The 20,917-nt window shown below is 49.4% G+C and carries 10 protein-coding genes; 7 read left to right on the top strand and 3 right to left on the bottom strand.

Going from position 1 to position 20,917, the window contains the following annotated elements; all coding sequences use genetic code 11:
• Positions 1–35: 35 nt before the first annotated feature.
• Both ACXAGX_RS13660 and ACXAGX_RS13655 read left to right on the top strand, forming a co-directional pair.
• Positions 36–1,346 (top strand): ribonuclease J, encoded by a 1,311-nt coding sequence (locus ACXAGX_RS13660; protein WP_474839137.1) that lies wholly within the window; start codon positions 36–38, stop codon positions 1,344–1,346.
• A gap of 351 nt (positions 1,347–1,697) precedes the next feature.
• Positions 1,698–5,762 (top strand): EAL domain-containing protein, encoded by a 4,065-nt coding sequence (locus ACXAGX_RS13655; RefSeq protein ID WP_474838972.1) that lies wholly within the window; start codon positions 1,698–1,700, stop codon positions 5,760–5,762.
• Between the two features lie 66 nt (positions 5,763–5,828).
• On the opposite strand, the gene ACXAGX_RS13650 is transcribed toward ACXAGX_RS13655, so the two are convergent.
• Together ACXAGX_RS13650 and ACXAGX_RS13645 are read right to left on the bottom strand one after the other, a co-directional pair.
• Positions 5,829–8,081 (bottom strand): xanthine dehydrogenase family protein molybdopterin-binding subunit, encoded by a 2,253-nt coding sequence (locus tag ACXAGX_RS13650; RefSeq protein WP_474838971.1) that lies wholly within the window; start codon positions 8,079–8,081, stop codon positions 5,829–5,831.
• Positions 8,078–8,530 carry a (2Fe-2S)-binding protein gene (locus ACXAGX_RS13645; RefSeq protein WP_474819540.1) on the bottom strand — a complete coding sequence of 151 codons (453 nt, stop codon included), beginning with the start codon at positions 8,528–8,530 and terminating at the stop codon, positions 8,078–8,080. Before ACXAGX_RS13645 ends, ACXAGX_RS13650 begins: the two co-directional genes overlap by 4 nt.
• A 218-nt stretch (positions 8,531–8,748) precedes the next feature.
• Between ACXAGX_RS13645 and ACXAGX_RS13640 the strand changes: the two genes are divergently transcribed.
• The gene (locus tag ACXAGX_RS13640; RefSeq protein WP_474838969.1) at positions 8,749–10,419 is read left to right on the top strand and encodes an AMP-binding protein; all 1,671 of its coding nucleotides are present in this window, start codon (positions 8,749–8,751) and stop codon (positions 10,417–10,419) included.
• A gap of 122 nt (positions 10,420–10,541) precedes the next feature.
• Entirely contained in the window at positions 10,542–10,922 is a 381-nt protein-coding gene (locus ACXAGX_RS13635) for a hypothetical protein (RefSeq protein ID WP_474838967.1), read from the top strand.
• 57 nt (positions 10,923–10,979) lie between these two features.
• Here ACXAGX_RS13635 and ACXAGX_RS13630 read toward each other — a convergent pair whose 3' ends face one another.
• Positions 10,980–11,639 carry a dUTP diphosphatase gene (locus ACXAGX_RS13630; RefSeq protein ID WP_474839135.1) on the bottom strand — a complete coding sequence of 220 codons (660 nt, stop codon included), beginning with the start codon at positions 11,637–11,639 and terminating at the stop codon, positions 10,980–10,982.
• Between the two features lie 494 nt (positions 11,640–12,133).
• Between ACXAGX_RS13630 and recC the strand changes: the two genes are divergently transcribed.
• The 3 genes from recC to recD are packed head-to-tail and all read left to right on the top strand — an operon-like array spanning position 12,134 to position 20,909.
• Positions 12,134–15,475 (top strand): exodeoxyribonuclease V subunit gamma, encoded by a 3,342-nt coding sequence (gene recC, locus ACXAGX_RS13625; RefSeq protein ID WP_474838965.1) that lies wholly within the window; start codon positions 12,134–12,136, stop codon positions 15,473–15,475.
• Positions 15,472–19,050, top strand: coding sequence for an exodeoxyribonuclease V subunit beta (recB, locus tag ACXAGX_RS13620; RefSeq protein ID WP_474838963.1), 3,579 nt, complete (start codon positions 15,472–15,474; stop codon positions 19,048–19,050). Before recC ends, recB begins: the two co-directional genes overlap by 4 nt.
• Positions 19,047–20,909, top strand: a complete 1,863-nt coding sequence (gene recD, locus ACXAGX_RS13615; RefSeq protein ID WP_474838961.1) for an exodeoxyribonuclease V subunit alpha — start codon at positions 19,047–19,049, stop codon at positions 20,907–20,909. The genes recB and recD overlap by 4 nt, the downstream gene beginning before the upstream one ends.
• Positions 20,910–20,917: the final 8 nt, after the last annotated feature.

Raw genomic sequence — 20,917 nt, 5'->3', positions numbered from 1 at the left:
GGTTTCTGCCACTCGGCGGAACCGGTGAAATTGGGATGAATTTGAACCTGTATGGGCACCAGGGTAAATGGTTGATGGTTGATTGTGGCGTATCCTTCAATGAACCCCTCGTCCCAGCAACTAAAACGCCAGATAGCGCCTTGGCCGACACGATCGCCGTTGTTGCGCCTGATCCCACCTTTATTACTGAAAACAAAGACGCTCTGGCTGGCCTGGTTATAACTCATGGTCACGAAGATCACGTTGGCGCCGTACCGTATTTGTGGAAGCGGTTTCGCTGTCCGGTGTATACCACCTCTTTTACTGCTGAATTATTAAGACGAAAACTGGCAAGGGAGAATTTAGGCGGTCAAATACCCATCATTGAGGTGTCTGGAGAATCAACGCACACCATAGGGCCGTTTGTGGTGTCCTGGCTCGCTATCACTCACTCAATTCCAGAACCTTATGCGGTTAAAATTACCACGCAAGCGGGCACCGTACTGCATACCGCCGACTGGAAAATAGATGCTAATCCTATTAGCGGGAAACCTTTTAAGCACAGTTTGTATCAATCGCTTTCTGAGGAAAATATTCTTGCATTGGTGGGTGATTCAACCAATGCCTTAAAACCTGGCATGTCGTTGTCTGAGCGTACGTGTTATGACGGTTTGCTTTCCACTATTAAACCGTTGACAGGACGGGTAGTGGTAGCGTGCTTCGCCAGCAATATTGCCCGTTTAATTTCATTAGCCAAAGTGGCAGCGAATACGGGACGATACATGGCATTGCTGGGATATTCCCTGGTTAATATGGTTAGTATCGCCCGGGCACAGGGCATTTGGCCTGAAGAGGCCACCTTGGCCGATGCAAGTCACATAGGATACTTGCCACCCGAAGAAGTGCTTGTTGTTGCTACCGGAAGTCAGGGGGAGCCCCGGGCTGCATTGTCGCGTCTTGCGTTAGATAATCACCCGTTGCTGGAATTGAGTAAAGGTGACCATGTTATTTTTTCCAGTATTGTCATACCGGGTAACGAGAAAGAAGTTGAAAAACTGGTTTCTCGCTTTAATGCACGGGGTATAAGTACTCTGCTAAGTGAGGACAGCCAACTGCCAGTGCATGCCAGCGGTCATCCGTGCAGTGAAGAATTAAAATTGATGTATCATTGGGTAAAGCCGGAAATCGCCGTGCCTGTTCATGGAGAACATCAGCACCTTGAAGCCCATGCGAAAATTGCAAAATCCTGCGGAGTAAGAAAAACCTATGTTGGGCAAAATGGTGATTTGTACCGTTTAGCGCCCCAAGCAGGCATTCGCCGTGGGCTAGTAAAAACGGGGCGAATTCCAATCCGGGAGAAAAACTAACTGACTATTTTTATTCAAGGATAGTCAGTGTATTTTTTGTGATTTGGTTACATTTCATGAATTTATGAGTAAAATACCACCACGACAGTAGCTCATTAATAAAGAAACTAACGCAAGGTTCTTTGGCTTCAGCGTTAACAAAAGAGCTGAATTAATTTAATCAGATGACATTCTGAAGTTCTGCGACGCTTATTGATAACAATGAAAAATCTCTGGCATTCCTCTCTACCTGCAAAACTACACTTAATCTGTTTGTTCTCCTTTCTGCAACTGTGTTTAGTTACCACATCAGTAAATGCTGTTCCGGTTATTAAAGACCCGGCGCTGAGACATTGGAGTAGCGCACAAGGTTTGGCCCAAGATAGTGTCCGCGATATCGTGCGTGATCAGGATGGGTTCATTTGGGTAGCCACTGAAGGGGGGTTGAGTCGCTGGGATGGTTATCGGTTCGTGACTGTGGAGGGCCCGGAAGGCGCTTTCGTGAATAATTTGATCAGCAACCTGTTTGTCGATGACATGAATCGATTATGGATTTCTACCGACAATCAAGGCGTTTTCTACATTGATCTTAAAACCGATACTTATCAGAAAGTACTGAAAGTCGCAGATTTTCTAGAGCCCGACTGGGTGCAGAGTGCAGATGCCTTTGAATACTTGGCAAACGGCGATATGGGCATCGCTTTAGATCAAGTGGTGATTCGCTATTCACCAGACAAACAATCATCGACTGATATTTTCCGCCTAAGTGAACAAGAGCTATCGGCTAACGAAGCCATCAGAGATATCAAGAGCATAGGCAACCAGCTTTTCGTTGCGACCACGTCGCGGTTGTATGTGATTTCTTTACACGACAACGGTAAAACAGTAAAGCAACTTCATTACCTGAATGAGCAAACGCAAACACGGGCCACGCAAAATGCCAAAGTACTGTATCAATACGCGGCAAATAAGTTATTTGTGGGTACCGTGGGGGGATTATTCAGCATCGATGTCGATGATTTTTTGACGGCAACTGACGATGAAATTAATGTAAACACCCAGCTGGTATTGAACAACCGCAATATCTGGACAGTGGTGCCAGGGATCCATGGCGAATTCTGGTTGGGTACAGACCGAGGGCTGCACAGGCTCGAAAAAGTCGAAAACGAATGGCAATCAGAACATATTCTCAATCCGGTCTCCGGGTCATTAGAACTGGCCGATAAAACGATTCATGCTATTTTGCCCGATGAGTTAGGTAACCTTTGGCTAGGCAGTAATTTTGGTGGCTTATTGTTCTGGTATGCTAAACCACTCAGTATCGAGACATTTCAAAACACCATCCGTGATAGTAAGCCTGTGCTTGCCAGCAATATTGTCTGGTCGTTTTTGGAACTCGGGGATGATTTGTGGGTAGGAACCGAAAACGGTCTTTCGCGATTTAACCTGAAAACACACCAAAGCCAGCATTTTCTTCAGGTTGATGACGATGATTATTTATCTCCCATGCAGTCAATCAATGATATTTATCCCGCTGGCCCCAATAAACTTATTCTCGAAATTAATAATAGCCTGAAACAATTTTCTATAGATACAGGCGAATTAACAGACATGCCGCTCACCACGCCGCTTGCAGAAAAGGTGTTCAGTGATTGGTGTTTTGGTAGCGCCAGAGACAAACAAGGGCGGATTTATTTTCTGACCCATGGCTTCTATCGTTATGATCCTGCGACAAAACGCGTTGAAGAAATTCCCCTTGAAGAAGAGGGATTATCCGCGCTGCACGGTGGCATGTTTCTGGATGAAAGTGGGGGGTATCCTGGAAAATTATTGCTGTCGTTAAACGATGGGATCTATCAACTCGATACGCATACGCTGACCGTTGAAACGGTGTACGCGCTGTCTGACGATATGCAGAAAACACGCAATTTTGTGTCTACCTATGTTGTCGACACCCATGGCATGTTGTGGTTGGGGTTTCTCAATAAAGGGTTAATAGGGCTCGATGCTAAAACCTTTAAGGTTAAACAGGCGTTATCCTCGAAAAATAAACTCTACTCCGATATTGTTTACAGCCTTCTTGCCGACGATGCCGGTGATATCTGGTTCGCATCCCATGGCTATTTTGCTCGCTATCAGCCGCTAAGTGATACCTTGGAACGTTTCCGCTACGGCGAACAGGTGAGGGTGTCAGAATTTAACGAAGGTGCCGGCATTCGATTGCGCGACGGCCGCATAGCACTGGGCTCTACAACCGGTTTTATCCTCTTCGATCCAGCGAAGTTAAGCGCAGAAACAACCACGAAAACGACAAATATCAGAAAAATGGTGATCAGTGGTGTTTCACTCGACTCCCGCACCATTACCCAGCCGCTGCGTAATTTCAGCGGTGAGCACATCAATTTTGAACACAGTGATTTTGGGTTAACCATACAATTTTCTGCACTTTCGTCTAGCTACATGTCAGACACAAAATTTCGCTATAAACTGGTGAGAGGTAATACGGTGGTCAACGAATCGATTACCGAAAATGGCAGTGTGAACTTTGCCTTCCTCGCACCGGGTGAATACCATTTCGAAGTCGCCCCGCTTAAGCAGAATACCGATATGTTGCTGCTTCCCGCGTCATTGTCTTTTAGTTTGCCATACCCGCCACTAAGGTCACCGGTTGCCTTTGGTGTTTATACTTGTTTTATTTTGGTGTTACTCGGTGCCTACCTGTTTCACCGGCAGCGTCAGTTGCGACGTTTGCAAGATGTTCAACACCAGGTAAAGCTCTTTGGCGACGCATTTCAACATACCCGCGATTGGGTCATGATTTTCGACAATCTTTTCGTGCCCGTGGCTGTGAATCCTTCCTGTTGCGCGGCGTTTGGTATCGAGCGAAATAAAGGTCTTGAGCGTCAACTTGGTCGTATGTTCGAAAACTCACCGCGCTTGGGGGATAAGTTAAAAGAGAAGGTCACCTCACTGAATGCGGGCGAGTTCTGGAAAAGCGAAGAAAGGCTTACCGGCGCAGATGGGCGGCATTACGACGTGCTTGTCGAAGTCTCGGTAACCGGTTTCGCTGATGGTCAAAGTAGCCATGTGGACCACTATCTGATCATCATGTCAGATATTACCGAGCAAAAAAATGCAGAGCGCAAACTGATTAAAATTGCTAACTACGATGGCCTCACCGGACTGGTGAATCGAACGCTATTACTCGAAAAGCTCGAAGAGGCGATTGAGCGTGCAGGGAAGCAGCGCCAGGAAGTCGGTATCTTATTTGTCGACTTAGATCGGTTTAAGGGGATTAACGATTCACTGGGTCACGATTACGGCGACAAGCTTTTGCGCGTGGTGGCGAATCGCATGCTGAACCTTTCCAGTGAAACCGACACTGTGGCTCGGTTAGGCGGAGATGAATTCGTCATCGTGATGGAAAATGTCAGTGACAAAGTTGCTGTTGGCGCGTTTGTCAGACAATTGATCGAATCGGTGGAAACACCTATCGCATTGGGTGATGAAATCGTGCGGGTTTCTGCCAGTGTGGGCATATCCTTTTATCCTAATGATGCCCGAGAGCCAGCCGAATTGCTAAAACATGCTGATGTCGCCATGTACTCAGCGAAAAAAGATGCCTTGACGGGCTTCAGTTATTTCACTGAAGAGATGAACGCCCGGGTGAGAGAGCGTCTCGTTTTGGAAAATCGCGTTAAAAAGGCTTATCAGGAAGACGGTTTCTACAATCAGTATCAGCCCATTGTAAACGCAAAAACGGGTAAAACGGTGGGTGTAGAGCTGTTATTACGATGCTCGCTGTCTGATCCTCCCCTTTATCCGTCGGAATTCATCCCTGTGCTCGAAGAACTCAGGTACATCATCGACGTAACCCGCATGGCGATGAAACGTGCTATTAGCGATTTACGTGACTGGTATGCCGATGGATTCGACGGTTACGTGGCGATAAATTTGTCAGCGCTGCACTTTAAGACTGACTTTGATGTGGATGGCGTGGTCGACATGCTGGAAAAGGCTGGGTTACCCAGTAAAGCGTTACGGTTTGAGCTCACCGAAGGTATCTTGATGGATGACGCCGAAGGTGCGCTGCGTCAGGTTAACCGCTTTATTGAAGCTGGCTTTGTGCTTGCGCTGGATGACTTTGGAACGGGCTACTCTTCTTTGAGTTATTTGAAAAAATTCCCGTTGCAGGTGCTAAAAATAGATAAGAGCTTTGTTGACGATATTCAAATGGGAAGCGACGGCGATACGCTCGTGGTAGCCACCATCAACATGGCGACAAGTCTGAACATGGGGTGTGTTGCTGAAGGCGTGGAAAATCGTGAGCAGGTTGAGTATTTACTAGATAAAGGGTGTTTGTTGCATCAGGGTTACTATTATTCCCGCCCTGTCGATGCTGTGATGATACCGTCTTTGTTAATGAGACAATGGTAACAAGCCCAGAGCATTAAAAAGCCCGGCGTACGTTAAGTAAGCCGGGTTTTTTTGTGACAAGTTACGTTAGCTGTTTTTCGTCAGCCGCATTGGAATTGGCAGTTCACGAATTCGCTGGCCAGTGGCAGCAAAAAGCGCATTTGCCAGTGCTGGTGCGAATGGTGGCGTGGGCGGTTCACCAACACCCGCTGGTGGCGCATCACTTTCAACAATATCCACTTCAATTTCTTTCGGCGCATGTTGCATACGCGCCACGGTGTAATTATGAAAATTAGACTGTTCTACGGCGCCATCGGTTGCCGTGATTTGTCCCATGGCACAGCTAAGACCGAAAATGGAACCGCCTTCACACTGTGCTCTCACGTGCTCGGGGTTAACAATCGTGCCTGGGTCGATACTGATATAAGTTTTTGGAATCGACCAGGTGCCGTCTTCGTTCACAACCACTTCAACCACAGTGGCCGTATAGCTAACGAAAGAACGGTGGGCCGCTAAACCGAGAAAACGTCCCTCTTTTTTACGGTCATCCCATTTCGCCATTTTCGTTACACGCTCAATTACGTTAATTAAGCGAGTGGTGTCTACCGGATATTTCTCTAAGGATTCTCCATAGTTACCGGGTTCTGCCTTTTCCGCTGTAAGGTCGATTATGCGTCCTGGGCCAATGAGTTGTAACAAGTGATCCTTGCTGTCTTTGCCTGCCGCATGGGCAAGTTCATCAGCAAAACTCTGGATGGCGAAGGCATGAAAAACGTTGCACACACTCCGCAACCAACCAATGCGCACATGGTTTACCGCTTTGCCTTTTTCCAGTTGCATGTTGGCTACGTTAAACGGGTTGTCGATAAAGCCGAGGTCTAGCTCGCCACCGCTAGGCATATCTACGCCGGGGGCAAAGGTGCTGGAAATAGAAGGAAACGCTGTGCAATGATGCCAGGTAGTGGTGTTTCCATTTTCATCTTGTACGGCCTTAATATGCTGAGCACTCACAGCGTGGTAGTAGCCATGCTGAATATCGTCCTCGCGCCGCCAAATAAGTTTCACTGGGGCGCCAACCTGTTTGGCCAGAATCGCGGCCTCTGCCACATAATCTGGCTTCGACTTACGACCAAAGCCACCACCGAGTAACGTTACATTCACCGTTACATTTTCTTCGGCAATGCCAAGGGCGCCGGCCACATTGCTTCGAGCTGCTTGAGGATGCTGAGTACATGCCCATATTTCTACTTTATCGCCATTCACTACGGCGGTGGCAGCAGGCGGTTCCATGGGAGCTTGAGCCAGCATGGGTACAAAGTAAGTGGCTTCCATTAAGGTTTCAGCTTCAGACAGGGCTTTTTTCGCATCGCCTTTGCTGCGAACAACTTCTCCGCCTTTTTGAGCCGACGCGATCAGTGCGGCTTTCTCGACTTCATGGTTGTAATTGCTGTGTTCGTTTGATGTCCATTCAATGTCCAGCGCATTCGCGCCTTGCATGGCAGCCCAGGTAGACTCGGCAATTACCGCTACACCGCCTAACGGATTAAACACTGCCGGTGCTTTCGCTGCCGGCAGAGTAATAATATGTTTCACCCCTTTAACTTGCTTGGCTTTAGTGTCATCGACCGATTTTGGCGATGTAAACATAACAGGTGGACGTACAATGACAGCGACCAACATGCCATCGAGTTCCACATCTTGGCCATAGGTGGTGTTACCGCTAACAACAGCGGGAAGGTCAATACTGGCAACCGGTTTACCCACATATTTATATTTCGACTTTTCCTTTACCGTCACCGTCGCTTCTTCCGGTACCGGCAAAGAAGCGGCAACCGCAACCAGTGTGGCGAAGTCGGTTTTACGGCCACTCGGGGTATGCACGACCTGATGGTTCTCGCAATGACAGCTGGCAGCATCAACTCCCCAGCCTTTGGCGGCAGCTTGTTTTAACATCGTTGCGGCTGTCGCACTGGCAAGCTGTAAACGATCCAAGTTACGACGAATACTGCGGGAACCATCGGTGTTCTGATCGCCATATTTAGGGTCGCCGAGGGCCTGAATGACATTGATTTTATCCCAATCAGCATCCAGCTCGTCAGCAATAATCTGTGCAATGGCAGTACGAATTTGCTGGCCCATTTCAGAGCGATGGCAGGTGATGTTCACGATGCCATCTTCTGCAATATTGATAAATACATTAGGCGCGAGTGCTTCGCTGGCTGCGCTTTGGGCTGCAAACGCGTGCTGGGCAGACAACATCGACACTGACAGCGTAAGTCCAGCTGTGGCCGTGGTCTTCTTAAGAAAATCCCGACGGCTCATGATTTCAGGCATACTCATTTTCCGGCCTCCGCAACTTTCTTAATTGCACAGCGAATGCGAGGGTAGGTGCCGCAACGGCAAATATTGCCTGACATGCCACGCTCAATATCTTCATCGCTAGGAGACGGGTTCGCAGACAGCAAGGATGCGGCTTGCATGATCTGCCCGCTTTGGCAGTAGCCACATTGCGGCACGTTTTCTTCTGCCCAAGCGATTTGCAGCGGGTGAGCGTGGTCTTTATCCAGCCCTTCAATGGTGGTGACAGATTTACCGGCAGCCCCAGACATGGGGAACTGGCAGGCACGAACAGCATTGCCTTCCACATGCACCGTACAGGCACCGCATAGTGCCATACCACAACCGTATTTAGTCCCTTTCATTTTCAGGTCGTCACGGATAAACCAGAGTAACGGCATTGCGGGATCGCCGTCGTAATCATGTTGCTTGCCATTGATGGTGATTTGCATAGTCTTGCCTTGTCTGAATGCCTTCGCTGGTGTGTTCCCAGGATAGGCATAGTTGCCTGATTGCTGACTAAAAGCGTAGCAAGTTAGTCAGGTAAGCGTGGTGTATTGTTCTATAATTAATTAAGGTGCTGTTGAATGCACTCACTATTTTTATCACTGCTTTGTAAGTTTGATGTTAACCTGTCGACACAATACCTATAAAAACGGATGTACTGCCTATGTGTGCTGATTTCATTGCTGACGATCAACAAGTTTTACTGACGCCACTTGCCATGATGTATCGTTGGGAGCGTGAACGCCCTAACGAAACGTATTTGGTGCAGCCGGTAGACGCGCTTTACCAGTCTTATTCCTTTTCTCGCATTATGGACCTAGCCCGTCGTGTCGCAACGCGGTTAGATGACTTATCCCTTCCAGCGGGCTCCCGCATTGGGATCTTTGCAAAGAATTGTGTTGAGTGGTTTATCACCGATTTGGGCATCATGATGGCAGGGCATATCTCCGTGCCAATTTTTGCTTCTGCCGGCGGTGAGACACTCAATTTTGTTATCCGTCATGCCGACATCAAATTGTTGTTTGTAGGCAAGCTTGATAAGCCTGTCTTGCAGCATCCGACGATCCCTGAAAACCTTCCCACGGTGGCGTTTCCGTATCCTGATATCCCAGCAGGGCAACAGTGGGAGGAATTCATCGACTGTGCGCCTATGACAGATTCGCCAGACCGCGGTCTGGACGATGTTATGACCATTATTTATACCTCAGGCAGTACGGGTGAACCCAAGGGGGTGGTGCATAGCTTCAGGTCGGTGTGTTGGGCGGCAGCCAATTCGTTGGAAGCACTCACATTTCGTGCCAGCGACCGAATGATGAGTTATTTGCCGTTGGCGCATATTACTGAGCGAGTACTGGTGGAGCTGGCGAGCTTCTATTCTGGTGGCAAAATTTATTTTGTGGAATCTCTCGAAACGTTCCAACGTGATGTGGTGCATTGTCAGCCCACGTTATTTATTTCTGTACCTCGCCTGTGGACAAAGTTCCAACAAGGCATTCTGGCGAAAATGCCACAGAAAAAATTGTCGTTGTTGCTGAAAATTCCGTTTATAAGCGGCATGGTAAAAAACAAGATTCAGCAGGGGCTTGGATTGTCGCAGGCCCGGTTATTTGCCAGTGGATCAGCGCCTCTTGCACCCGCGATCATCTCATGGTTTAACAAAATTGGTATTCCTATCAGCGAAGGGTGGGGCATGACAGAGAACAGCGCTTACGGCACTGCTTGCGTCCCATTCAGAAGTGACAAAATTGGGTGTATCGGTTCTGCTTACCGTGGTGTGAATATCCGTATTGGCGAAGACGGTGAAATTCAAGTGAAGTCGCCCTGCAACATGGTGGAGTATTACCTGGACCCGGTAAAAACGGCAGAAGTGCTTACCCCGGATGGCTTCCTTAAAACCGGTGACAAAGGCGCCATCGATAACGACGGCTTTGTGCGCATTACCGGGCGACTGAAGGATATCTTTAAAACGGAAAAGGGCAAATATGTTACGCCTGCGCCCATCGAAGCCAGGATCATGGAAAATGATCTTGTCGAGCAGGTGTGTGTGGTGGGTACCGGGTTGCCACAACCCATTGCGTTGGTTGTGCTGGGTGAAAAAGGCGCGTTACAGCCGAAACTTACGCAGGAAACCCGCCTGCAAAGTACGCTCACCGCCCTTAATAGCACCCTTGAAAGCCACCAGAAACTCGACCGCATTGTAGTGATGCCAGAGGAATGGACTATAGAGAATGGCTTACTTACGCCCACACTGAAAGTGAAGCGCCATATTCTCGAAGACAAATTCCGGGATGTGATTATGGGTAGCTATACCGATTCTATCGTTTGGGTAAAATAATAGTTAAGTATTATTGAAGGTTGTTTTTAGTTCAGATACCTTGAACAGCTATGCTGGGCTAAGTAAAGCGGTACCAAAGATTAGAACGCATCATCTAGCGAACCACTTACAGGGAAAGAGGTATGAAAAAACTTCTGGTTGTTACTACGTTATTACTGGCATTTAATGCCATTGCGGGTGTTGAAGAATATAAAGCTGCGGCAGCAGGTTTCTGCGACAAAATGAAAATGTGCATAAGCGAAAAAATGGAAAAGGAAATGGGCGGTAATGTGCCACCGCAAATGCAAAAAATGGTCGACAATATGTCTTCGCAAATGTGCGCGCAGTATGTACCTCAGATGTTTGAGGAAAAATTCACTGAGCACGATGACTTAATTGAGAAAGGCACGCAGTGTTTGACCGAAATGCAAAGTGTGCCGTGTAGTGACTTTGAATCTGGTACTACGCCGGCTTCCTGCAAGGAAATGGAAAGCATGGCGAAAGAAGCGGGTTTGGTAGAGTAATTATCTTATCGATGTTGACAAAAAACGGGCTTTATAAGCCCGTTTTTCTTAGGGTTACTATGCTTGTTGCGGATAGCGTGCCGTGAGCCCGGCGTAAACCTGGTCACTATAATCAGCGTGGTTACTGTCGAGTGCGGCTAAAACCTCTACCAGATGTTCATTGTCTTCGCGGCCATTCCATACCTTGATGTAGGTGCCTGCTTTGTAGCCATTGTCCTGGCGAAAGAAGTTGAGAATATTTTTCCCAACGTACTGGCGGAATAGTTCATCACTTGTCATTTCACATTGACCGACAATGTGCATGAACAGCGGTACGCTAAATCGTTTGGCGGCACACAGTCCAGCCATCAGTTCCAGATTGTCCAGAAGTGAAAGGTGTTCAGGTTCGTAATCCTGGCCATCAAACTGCACATGCGCAGATGCTTGCGCCAATTGGGCTGATAAAGCATTGGCCGTTGCCAACACGTCACCTTGATAATCGATAATGCTAGCTGAAAGGGCAAAGTGCCAGATATCCACTAATTCCATTTGTAACTGCGGCAAATCTTTTTCCTGCGCCTTCCACCATTTCCAGCCGTGATGCTCAATAGCTTCCACTGATTCCACCATTGCTGCACGCAGATAACCGTATCCGGCGGTGAGCCACTGCGGATTCACTTTAGTGTTCATTTTATTTTGCAGAGAAAGCATGGTGGCAAGTTGTTGTTGGCTTAGCATGGTCGTGTTCACAATGTAATTCAGAGGCAGGAATTGTAACGGAACTGATGCAGACAGAAAAGCATAGCGGCACGCTTGCAATGCGCTGAAGTAGGAGATGGTAATGCATTTATTTGGTGCAAACGCACCAAAACTAAATACTGGGATGCCTTGGCAGAAGCATCACTAACATCTAAGCTTTTGACTTTACGGGTTTTTCATTTTTGGCACGCATAGTGCCTTTATAATTTGTGTTATCTGCGCTTGTTCTTGGCGCTAACCTTATCCGGTGCCAGGCAACGCCGTGATTCGGTTGTCATGAGCAAGCCCGTAACCTTGCCCATACAGATTTTTCGTGTCCTGAGGTCTGTATGGGTTTTTTTCTGTCCGCTATTCTATCCTAAGCCCATTTTTTCGCCAATCATTTCTTCATTCAACTTTTGTCTATTTCTGCCACTGGTCGACAACCGTTTTATCCCGTAACATGACAAAAAACGTGTTGATATAGGTGATGTTTGTTAGCCCTTTACCCCTCCAATAAACTCGAGCACCTTAGTTACCTTCTTTCCTCGTTATTAAAGCATCAGGGTATTGGTGATGGCCCGGTATCCTTGTTTAGGCCACAGACGATTTTGGTTGAAAGCCCGGGCATGCAGCACTGGCTGAATATGGCCCTGGCAGAAGAACATACCGTGGCGATGAATTTATCGTTTCCGTTACCGGTCAGGTTCATGTGGGATACCGCACGTCAGATCCTGGGTGAACACAGGGTACCTAAGCAGTCAGCCTATCGTCGGGAAGTGTTAGTGTGGCGTATAGATGCCATTATCCGTAGCGATGCGTTCTCTGCCAGCGCTGAGGCGAAAACAGTTAACCGCTACTGGAAAGATATCGACAATGAAGATGAAGCCAGTCTGCAACGTTTGCAACTGGCTACCGCACTAGCAGACGTCTACGAGCAGTACTTGCTGTTTCGTCCGCAGTGGCTATTCGCTTGGGAAAATGGCGAGTTGGCAGAAACGGGCTCTGACGATGAAGCATGGCAGGCGTCTATTTGGCGCTTACTGGTAGCCGAAGAAGCGGATCATCCCGCACGCTTGCATGCCGATGCAGTAGAAGCATTGTGTAACGGTAAAGCCGTCAACACGTTACCGGATAACATTATTGTGTTCGCAATTAATACCATGGCGCCACAGCTTATTCAGTTTCTTGATGCATTGGGTCGTCATGTCGACATTCATGTATTCCACCTGAACCCCAGCGTAAACTACTGGGGCGATGTAAAAAGCAACAAAGAGCAAGCGAGGCTGTTGCGGGAGGAAGGGCTGACGCAATGGCTGGAAAGCCGTCAGGATAATCCCCTGCTTGGAAACTTAGGGCAGCAGGGGCGGGACCTTTTTAATTTGCTTACACCGCTGGAGAGTTACGAAGTAAGTGCGTTCGAACTCGACGCGCCAGGCGAGGGCGATGCACAGCAAAGCCTGTTGCATGCGCTGCAGCAGGATATTTTCAACGCCATTGCCCCAGATGGCAGTTTTCAATATGACACGGCTGATGCCAGCGTTTCCGTGTGTAGTGCGCACACCACGTTGCGTGAAGTAGAAGCGTTACACGATTACCTGCTGGGGTTAATGCAGGGAGGCGACGATACCAACATCGTATTGAAGCCCTCCGACGTGGTGGTGATGTGTCCTGCCATTGAAGAGTATGCGCCTTTCATCGAAGCGGTTTTTCATCGTGTTGGTGCGCCGGAATCCCATGATCAGGCACCTCCCCGTATTCCCTGTTCCATAGCCGACAGGGCGCCACTTGACGCTGAACCCATGATCGCCGCATTCATGCAATTGTTGTCGCTGCCCGATAGTCGCTTCGAGGTGAGTCAGATCATCGATTACCTGCGCTTGGAACCCGTACAGCGCAAATTCCGCCTGAATGGCGATGATATTGAATTGATGAGTCAGTGGTTACACCAGGCGCATGTGCACTGGGGGCGGGACAAAACCCATAAATCCCGGCTGTTAAATGCCGAGGTGAGTGAAACGTTCAGTTGGGCGTGGGGGTTAAAGCGGTTGCTCCTTGGTATGACCATGGCAGATTCGCCACAGTTTGTGAACGACCTGCTCACGGTGCCAGAAGTAGAAGGTCAGTACAGTGTATTGCTTGGGAAGCTCATTCAGTTATTAGAGCAGCTTCAGGGATTTGCCCAGGAATTGGCGCATCCTCGCACCGCGGAAGAATGGCATCAGTACCTGGAAGAGATGAAGCAAACGTGCTTTGAAGTCTCAAACGACGATATGTACAGCTGGGAGGCGCTAAGTCGCGCCACCGCAGATTTGGTGACCCATTGTGAGCAAGCGGGCTTTGACGACACATTAACGCTGTTGCAAATCCGCACTGTGTTGGTGAAAAAGTTCACAACGCCCGATGCCGCGAACCATTTTCTTACCGGTCAGGTGACTTTTTGCTCCATGTTACCCATGCGAAGTATCCCGTTCAAAACAGTCTGTATTCTGGGCCTCAATGACGGTGAGTTCCCTCGTCAATCGAACCCTTTAAGCATTGATTTGATGTCTCGGGGACCACGCAAGCAGGGCGACCGCTCGCGTCGATTAGAAGATCGCTATTTGTTTCTCGAAGCGTTGATTTCCGCCCGTGACTATTTGTATCTGAGTTATCAGGGAAGGCGGGGCAAAGATAATACCGAGCGACAACCCTCGTTGGTACTGGCAGAGTTGCTGGCGCTACTAGCACAAGGGTATGGATTTACGCATCAGAACATAAAGCAGTTACCGCTGCATCCTTTTAGTCCCGCTAACTTCACTGGCGAATCGCCTGGGTTCGAAAGCGGCTGGTTCCGTCTGGCAAGTGCGTTACAAAACAAACAAGTGCTCACACAAGGCGCATTCAGCGCCACAGCCACACCAGAACGTACAGACAATTTGAATGTTGATGAGCTGGCTCGTGCATTCGATAACCCGCTAAAAACCTTTGCTAACAAACGACTGGGCGTTTACCTGGAAGAATCGTCACCACTATTGAACGATGATGAGCCGTTCGAAGAGAACAGCTTGCTCCGATTCAACAGTATTCGCGCCTTTGTCGAAGCCGATTTTAAACAACAAGACAAAACCGAGATCGCCCGCGTTCTGCAACACAGTGGGGATTTTCCTGATACGCCGCTTACTCCGGGCTTGCTTGACGATTGGCTGCAGGAAGCATCTGCGTTATTTCAGAGTCTCGGCCTGCATGTAGTAGAGCAAAATGTGATGCAGGTAGAAAGTCAGCAACACATCATCGAAGCGAGAGCCTGGCAGGGCGGTGATGGTTTACAGATGTTGCATTACGGTAGTCAGAATACCAAACGCAGTGTCGAGCAGTATCTCACCCTGTTGTGTTTTAACGCCAATGGCAACGCACTACCGTTAAACGTTCATTTCATTAAGCGAGAGAAAGGTGAAGCCAAGATTTACAAACAAGTCTACCAGCCTGTACCGGCAGAGTTAGCGAAAAGAAGGCTAGACATGATGATGTCGGCTTACCTGAAAATTTTGCAAAGCCCGGTACCTGACTTCGCTGATATCGGCGCTGGGCTTGCGCAGAAATACACCGGCGGGCCATCTGGTCGGCAGTGCAAAGTACCCGAAATTGGCTTTGACGAGTGGCTGATGAGTGCCCGAGGCGTAATGGCCTGGGATGCCGTACTCGACAACGGCAGTGAATTCCGTAAAAGCATCAGCGAAGACCCCTACAGCCGTTGGTTTTTCCCGCTAGGGATCCAGCAGTCTCAGTGCGATTTAGGACTGGTTCTCGACTTTTATGTGCCGCTACGTCTAGGTAGCAAAGGAGAAGCCCTATGAGTGATATGAATCAGGCGTTTCAGACACTGGACGTGGCCGCCATGCCACTGCGAGGTCGACATTTAATTGAGGCCAGCGCGGGCACCGGCAAAACATTCAACATTACCCGAATTTATTTGCGCCTTTTGCTAGAGAAAAAACTCACTATTCAACAAATCCTGGTAATGACATTTACGAAAGCGGCGACAGAGGAGATCCGTGGCCGTATTGGTGAGACATTACGGGATGCTGTGAAGTTGTGGCACAAAGTCAGTGTCGACCCGTCAGCCCTCGACGATGTTGATGCGTTTTTTAGCGGCCTTTACCGCGTTGCGCCCGCCGAAGAAGGATTACAAATACTTGAAGCCGCCATGCTAGAGCTCGACGAAGCGTCGGTGTTTACCATTCACGGCTTTTGTAACCATGTCTTGTCTCAGCAGGCATTTGCCAGTGGTTCTCCCATGTCGTTGTCGCTGGAAACCGATACCAGCGAATTGTGGGAGCAAGCTGCCGCGGACTGGATAAGAACGCTGGTGGCCGAACCGGAAAAATACGCATTACTGACTGAAAAACGCTGGCATGTTCCTGGCAACTTTATTGGTGCTTTTGGTAAACCACTACGGGGCGATCTCACGCCGCAATTTGCCGATGCGGCATCGATAGCAGAAAATTACGAGAGTGCCGTCACACTGCTGCGACATCAGTTTCTGCCTGGTTTTCCCCATCACTTGCAGGCAGCACAAGAGGTGGAACCGATAGTAATGGGTAAAATCGCTGGCCATAAAAATGAAGCGCTGTGGCGCGAAGAGTGGCAGGCGATGATGGCGTACCTCTCTCAGGGGGAATTACTGGTTGCGGAAAAGTCAGTCACTGATGCCTTAAATGGTAGCCGTGGTTATATGAAAGATGCCACCGCGAAACCCGTGCTGGTGGCGGTCAAAACGTTTGTAACCGGCTTAAGCGATGAACTGAAAAAAGTCGACGCGCTGAAAGAAAAAAACGAAACACTACTGCCTATTCATACGCTCATAGCCGATGGGTTTGGGTACATTCGGCGTCATGTTGCCGAAGCGAAGCGCAAGCTGGGCATTGTCGACTTCGATGATCTCATTCGTTTACTGGCCGATAAACTCGACAGTGAAGACAGCACGCTGCGCACTGTACTCAGACAGCTTTATCCTGTTGCGCTGGTGGACGAATTTCAGGACACCGATGCATGTCAGTACCGAGTATTATCCGCGGTGTATCCCCGGTCGAGCGATGCACTTACGCTGATGATGATTGGCGATCCTAAGCAGGCAATTTACGGCTTTCGCGGGGGCGACATCTTTACCTACCTGCAAGCGGGTGAAGGTGCCGATTATCGTTGGGTGATGGATACTAACTGGCGTTCAACCGCGAATATGGTCACCGCTTACAATCGGGTATTTCATGGGGCGCCGCTGGATGAAGCACCTGAAGACGTGTTTGGATACGGCATTCGCTACGAGAAAGTCAATTCAACGCCCCATGCAAAAGCGGCAAAAGAGGTGTTTGAAGATCCTGCAGAACGACGTGCCATGAATTACGTGGTGCTGGAGCAGGAAGAAGGCGAGCCCACCACCAAACCGTATCTTAGTCGCAAGTTAGCCGACTGGATGAGCGACGAAATTTTGCGTTTACTCAGTGATGCCAGGCTCAACGGAAAACCGGTAGAGCCTGCTGATATCGCGATTCTGGTGCGTTCAGGGGCTGAGGCGGATATCGTTCAACGCAGCCTGAAGCGGAACAATCTTGGCGCGGTGTTTCTCAGTACAAAGACATCGCTTTTCGCGTCAGAAGAAGCCGGTGACTTATACCGTGTGCTCGATGGAATTTGGCACAGTGAGCAATTAGCCCGGTTATCGGCGGCGTTGGCCAGTCCGCTGCTGGGCTATGAGCATGAGAAGCTGGTGGCCATGCTGCACGACGAAGATGATGTACTCTGGGAAGCTTGCATGGCAGAAGTCTCCGCCTTACGTGCCATGTGGGTTAAGCAGGGATGTATGGCAGTGGTGTTAACTTTGTTACGCCAGCACTTCGCGGTAACCGACGACAACACCGAGCGCCATCTTACCAATTACATGCACCTGGCCGAAGTATTGGAAAAACAAGCTTCAGCCACACCACAGCCGGAGCAATTGCTTATCTGGTTGCATCGTCAGCTGGAAAATGCGGGTGACAACGAAGAGCATATTCAGCGTCTGGAAAGTGATGCCAGACTCATTCAGTTGATCACCCAACACGGCTCTAAGGGGTTGGAATACCCCATCGTCTTCATACCTTTCGCCAGCATTTATAAAGATCCCGGCCGTGCCAATAAATCCCTGATGGATTTTTATCAGTTTAACGATCCCGCCACTCGACAGCAGGTGTTGCAGCTTGGCCATTCCGAGGAAGCCGAAGCACTGGTTCGCAAAGAAGGCGAGGCGGAAGCCATGCGCTTGCTGTATGTGGCGATAACCCGGGCTGCCCATCGTTGTTATCTAGGCATCGCCGAATTTGATAATGCGAGAAAATCATCCATTGCCACCGCACTGGGTTTAACTGACGCGGTTAACTGGCATGGGGCTATCAGTAAAGTTGAACAGGAGGGAGAGCACACCCTTTTCCTGCCTGGGCACAACACGCCTGAAGCGACCGGCGAGCGAAGCCACGATGCGGCACCGCCAGCGCTGAAGCTGTCTCAGTTTACCGGAACGGTAGAAGACGCATGGCGCTTATATTCATTTACCGCATTAACCCGTCAGCAGGTGGCGGTAAAGCACACTCAACGTGATGAGGAAACCGCCGACGTGGTCGTCGAGACAGTCGCAGTCAACGACACCCTACCGTTCAGGTTCACGCTAGAGAAGGGCGCATCAGCGGGTAATCTTCTTCATGATATGCTGGAAGTCACTGATTTTTCGGCACCGGGCTGGAGTGAATCCCGCTCGCTGGCAAACCGGCTTGCCCTGACAGACGAAGACTACACGCAGCTTTGTGGCTGGATGAATGAGGTACTCTCAACGCCGTTGAATAATGGTGCAACCGAGGTTTGTATGCATGATTTACCGCTTGAGCATACCTTGCGGGAAGCCGAATTTTATTTCCCCGTGAAACAGGCAAACTGGTGGGCACTAAGCCGAATTTTAACAGCCCATCGTCAGCAGGTTAACGGCGACAATGCGCAGCCTGTGCCCAAAATATCCCGTCCTATGCTGGAAGGCATGATGCACGGTTTTATAGATTTAATTTTTGAACACGATGGCAAGTATTATGTAGCCGATTATAAATCTACCCATCTTGGTAATGACATGGCGCATTATCAGTTTGCTCAGTTGGCCCGCAATAATCAGCATCACCTGTACGACCTGCAATATTTACTTTACGCGTTGGCGCTGCACCGCTATCTGAAAAACGGATTGCAGGACTACCAGCCCAAGCAGCATTTTGGTGGCGTATTCTATCTGTACCTACGAGGGATGCATCCAGACAATGCTCACTCTGAAGGGGTGTTCTATACACCGGTGGATATGGCAACGCTAGAAGCGCTGGATAATGCCTTTAATGGTGAAGCGGTGGAGGAGTTATCATGAGTACAGCGCTGCGCACGCAGTCAGATAAACGTCTGAGTCATTTGGCCGATATCGAAGCCATCGATTATTACTTTGCCTGTCAGTTTGCTGAAATCACGGACGCAACACCGTTTTATTTATTGATCGCGTTATCATGGCATCTTCGTCAGGGCCATACCTGTTTGTCACTGGCCGATATTGCTGGCAAGCGACTGTTCGATGACGCCGAACAGAACTGTGAAGGTGTGCAGTTTGATGACCTGACGACACTGGTGAAAGCGGCCAGGGAACTCAGTGAACAATTCGGCGAACCGCAGCAGTTGGTTTACCACCGCGGAAAACTTTACACGGCGCGATATTGGCAATTTGAGCTCACCGTGGCAGAAGGCGTGGTGAGTCGAACGCGCCAGCGAGCGTTCAGCGATGACGACTATGACCGCTTGCACCAGGTGTGGCCGCAGCTTTTCCCCACCATGCCAACGTTAGAGCAAGACTGGCAACAAGTCGCTACCGCCTGTGCGCTCACCCGTGATTTTGCGGTGATTAACGGCGGCCCTGGTACCGGCAAAACCTATACCGTTGCCCGCTTACTTTTGGCGCTACAGGCCGCTTCAGATAAACCGCTCACCATAAAATTGGCGGCACCCACGGGTAAGGCCGCGCAGCGACTGACCGAATCCGTCAGTAACAGTTTACATGCCATTTCTGGTGACAGTATTGAAGGTATAAAGCAACGCATTGTTACTGAAGCAAGTACACTGCATCGATTGTTAGGCATGCGGCCTTTTTCAATAAAACCTAAGCACCACAGTGATAACCTGATTCATTGTGATGTGTTAATTATTGATGAAGCCTCTATGGTGGACTTAGCGCTAATGACTCGCGTGTTTCGGGCATTACCTGCAAGTACCAGCGTTTATCTGGTGGGGGATGCTAATCAATTGCCGTCGGTGGAGTCGGGCAATGTGCTTGAAGCACTTACGCCGGATGACGACAGCCATGATTTGAAAGTGACCGACGCACTTGCTAAACACGTTCATCGCTTATGTCCGCATTTACCTGGCATTGCGGTGGACGAACACAGCCTGACCACGGTTTTTCCGTTGAAAGTCAGTCAACGCTACAGTGGTAAACTGGCAGAAGTTGCCGTGGCCATGCGCGATGGCGACAGTGCCAAGGTACTTAATTTACTGACCAGAACCAGTGAACCGGTACCCGGGTTGATGGAGCTTGAGGATGTTGTGCTTATGCCCGTTCAACAGGGCAGCGGGTTACGCAAATTGATTAAAGACAGCTTTGCTGCGCTGGCACAGGCGAATAGCCCGGCATCTGCACTTGAGGCCATGAACCACTGCCGCTGGTTAACGCCCGTACGCAATGGTGAAGGGGGCGTGAATACGCTCAATGAGGAAATAGAGCGGGTGTTGCAACCCAATCGGACGGCAGGCAACAATGGTCATTATATCGGTCGTCCCATTATGGTGCTGGAGAACGACTATACGCAACGCCTCTTTAATGGCGATACCGGGGTGATATGGCCAGATGATTCGCAACAGTTAAAAGCGTGGTTTTACGACGGCCAAGGCGAGTTACGGGCGGTTAGCCTTTCGCGGTTACCGGCGGTGCAAACTGTGTACGCCATGACGATTCACAAATCTCAGGGCTCTGAATTTCGCAATGTGGTGATGTGGTTACCACCCGCCCAGGGGAAAGCCGCGTCTATGGTAACCCGTGAGCTTATTTACACCGGATTGACCCGGGCCAAAAAAGGCTGTGTCATTCTCGCTGCGCCGGAACGGGTGGGTGCCGTCATACAAACCCGTGCGGTGCGTTATTCCGGGTTAGCTGAGCGCATTGATGAGAAATGGGCCGGTACATGACACCGGTT

Source organism: Alteromonas sp. ABV4_515, assembly GCF_056160345.1.
The sequence above is the reverse complement of the archived record's forward strand: the minus strand, read 5'-3'. Positions and strand labels throughout refer to the sequence as shown.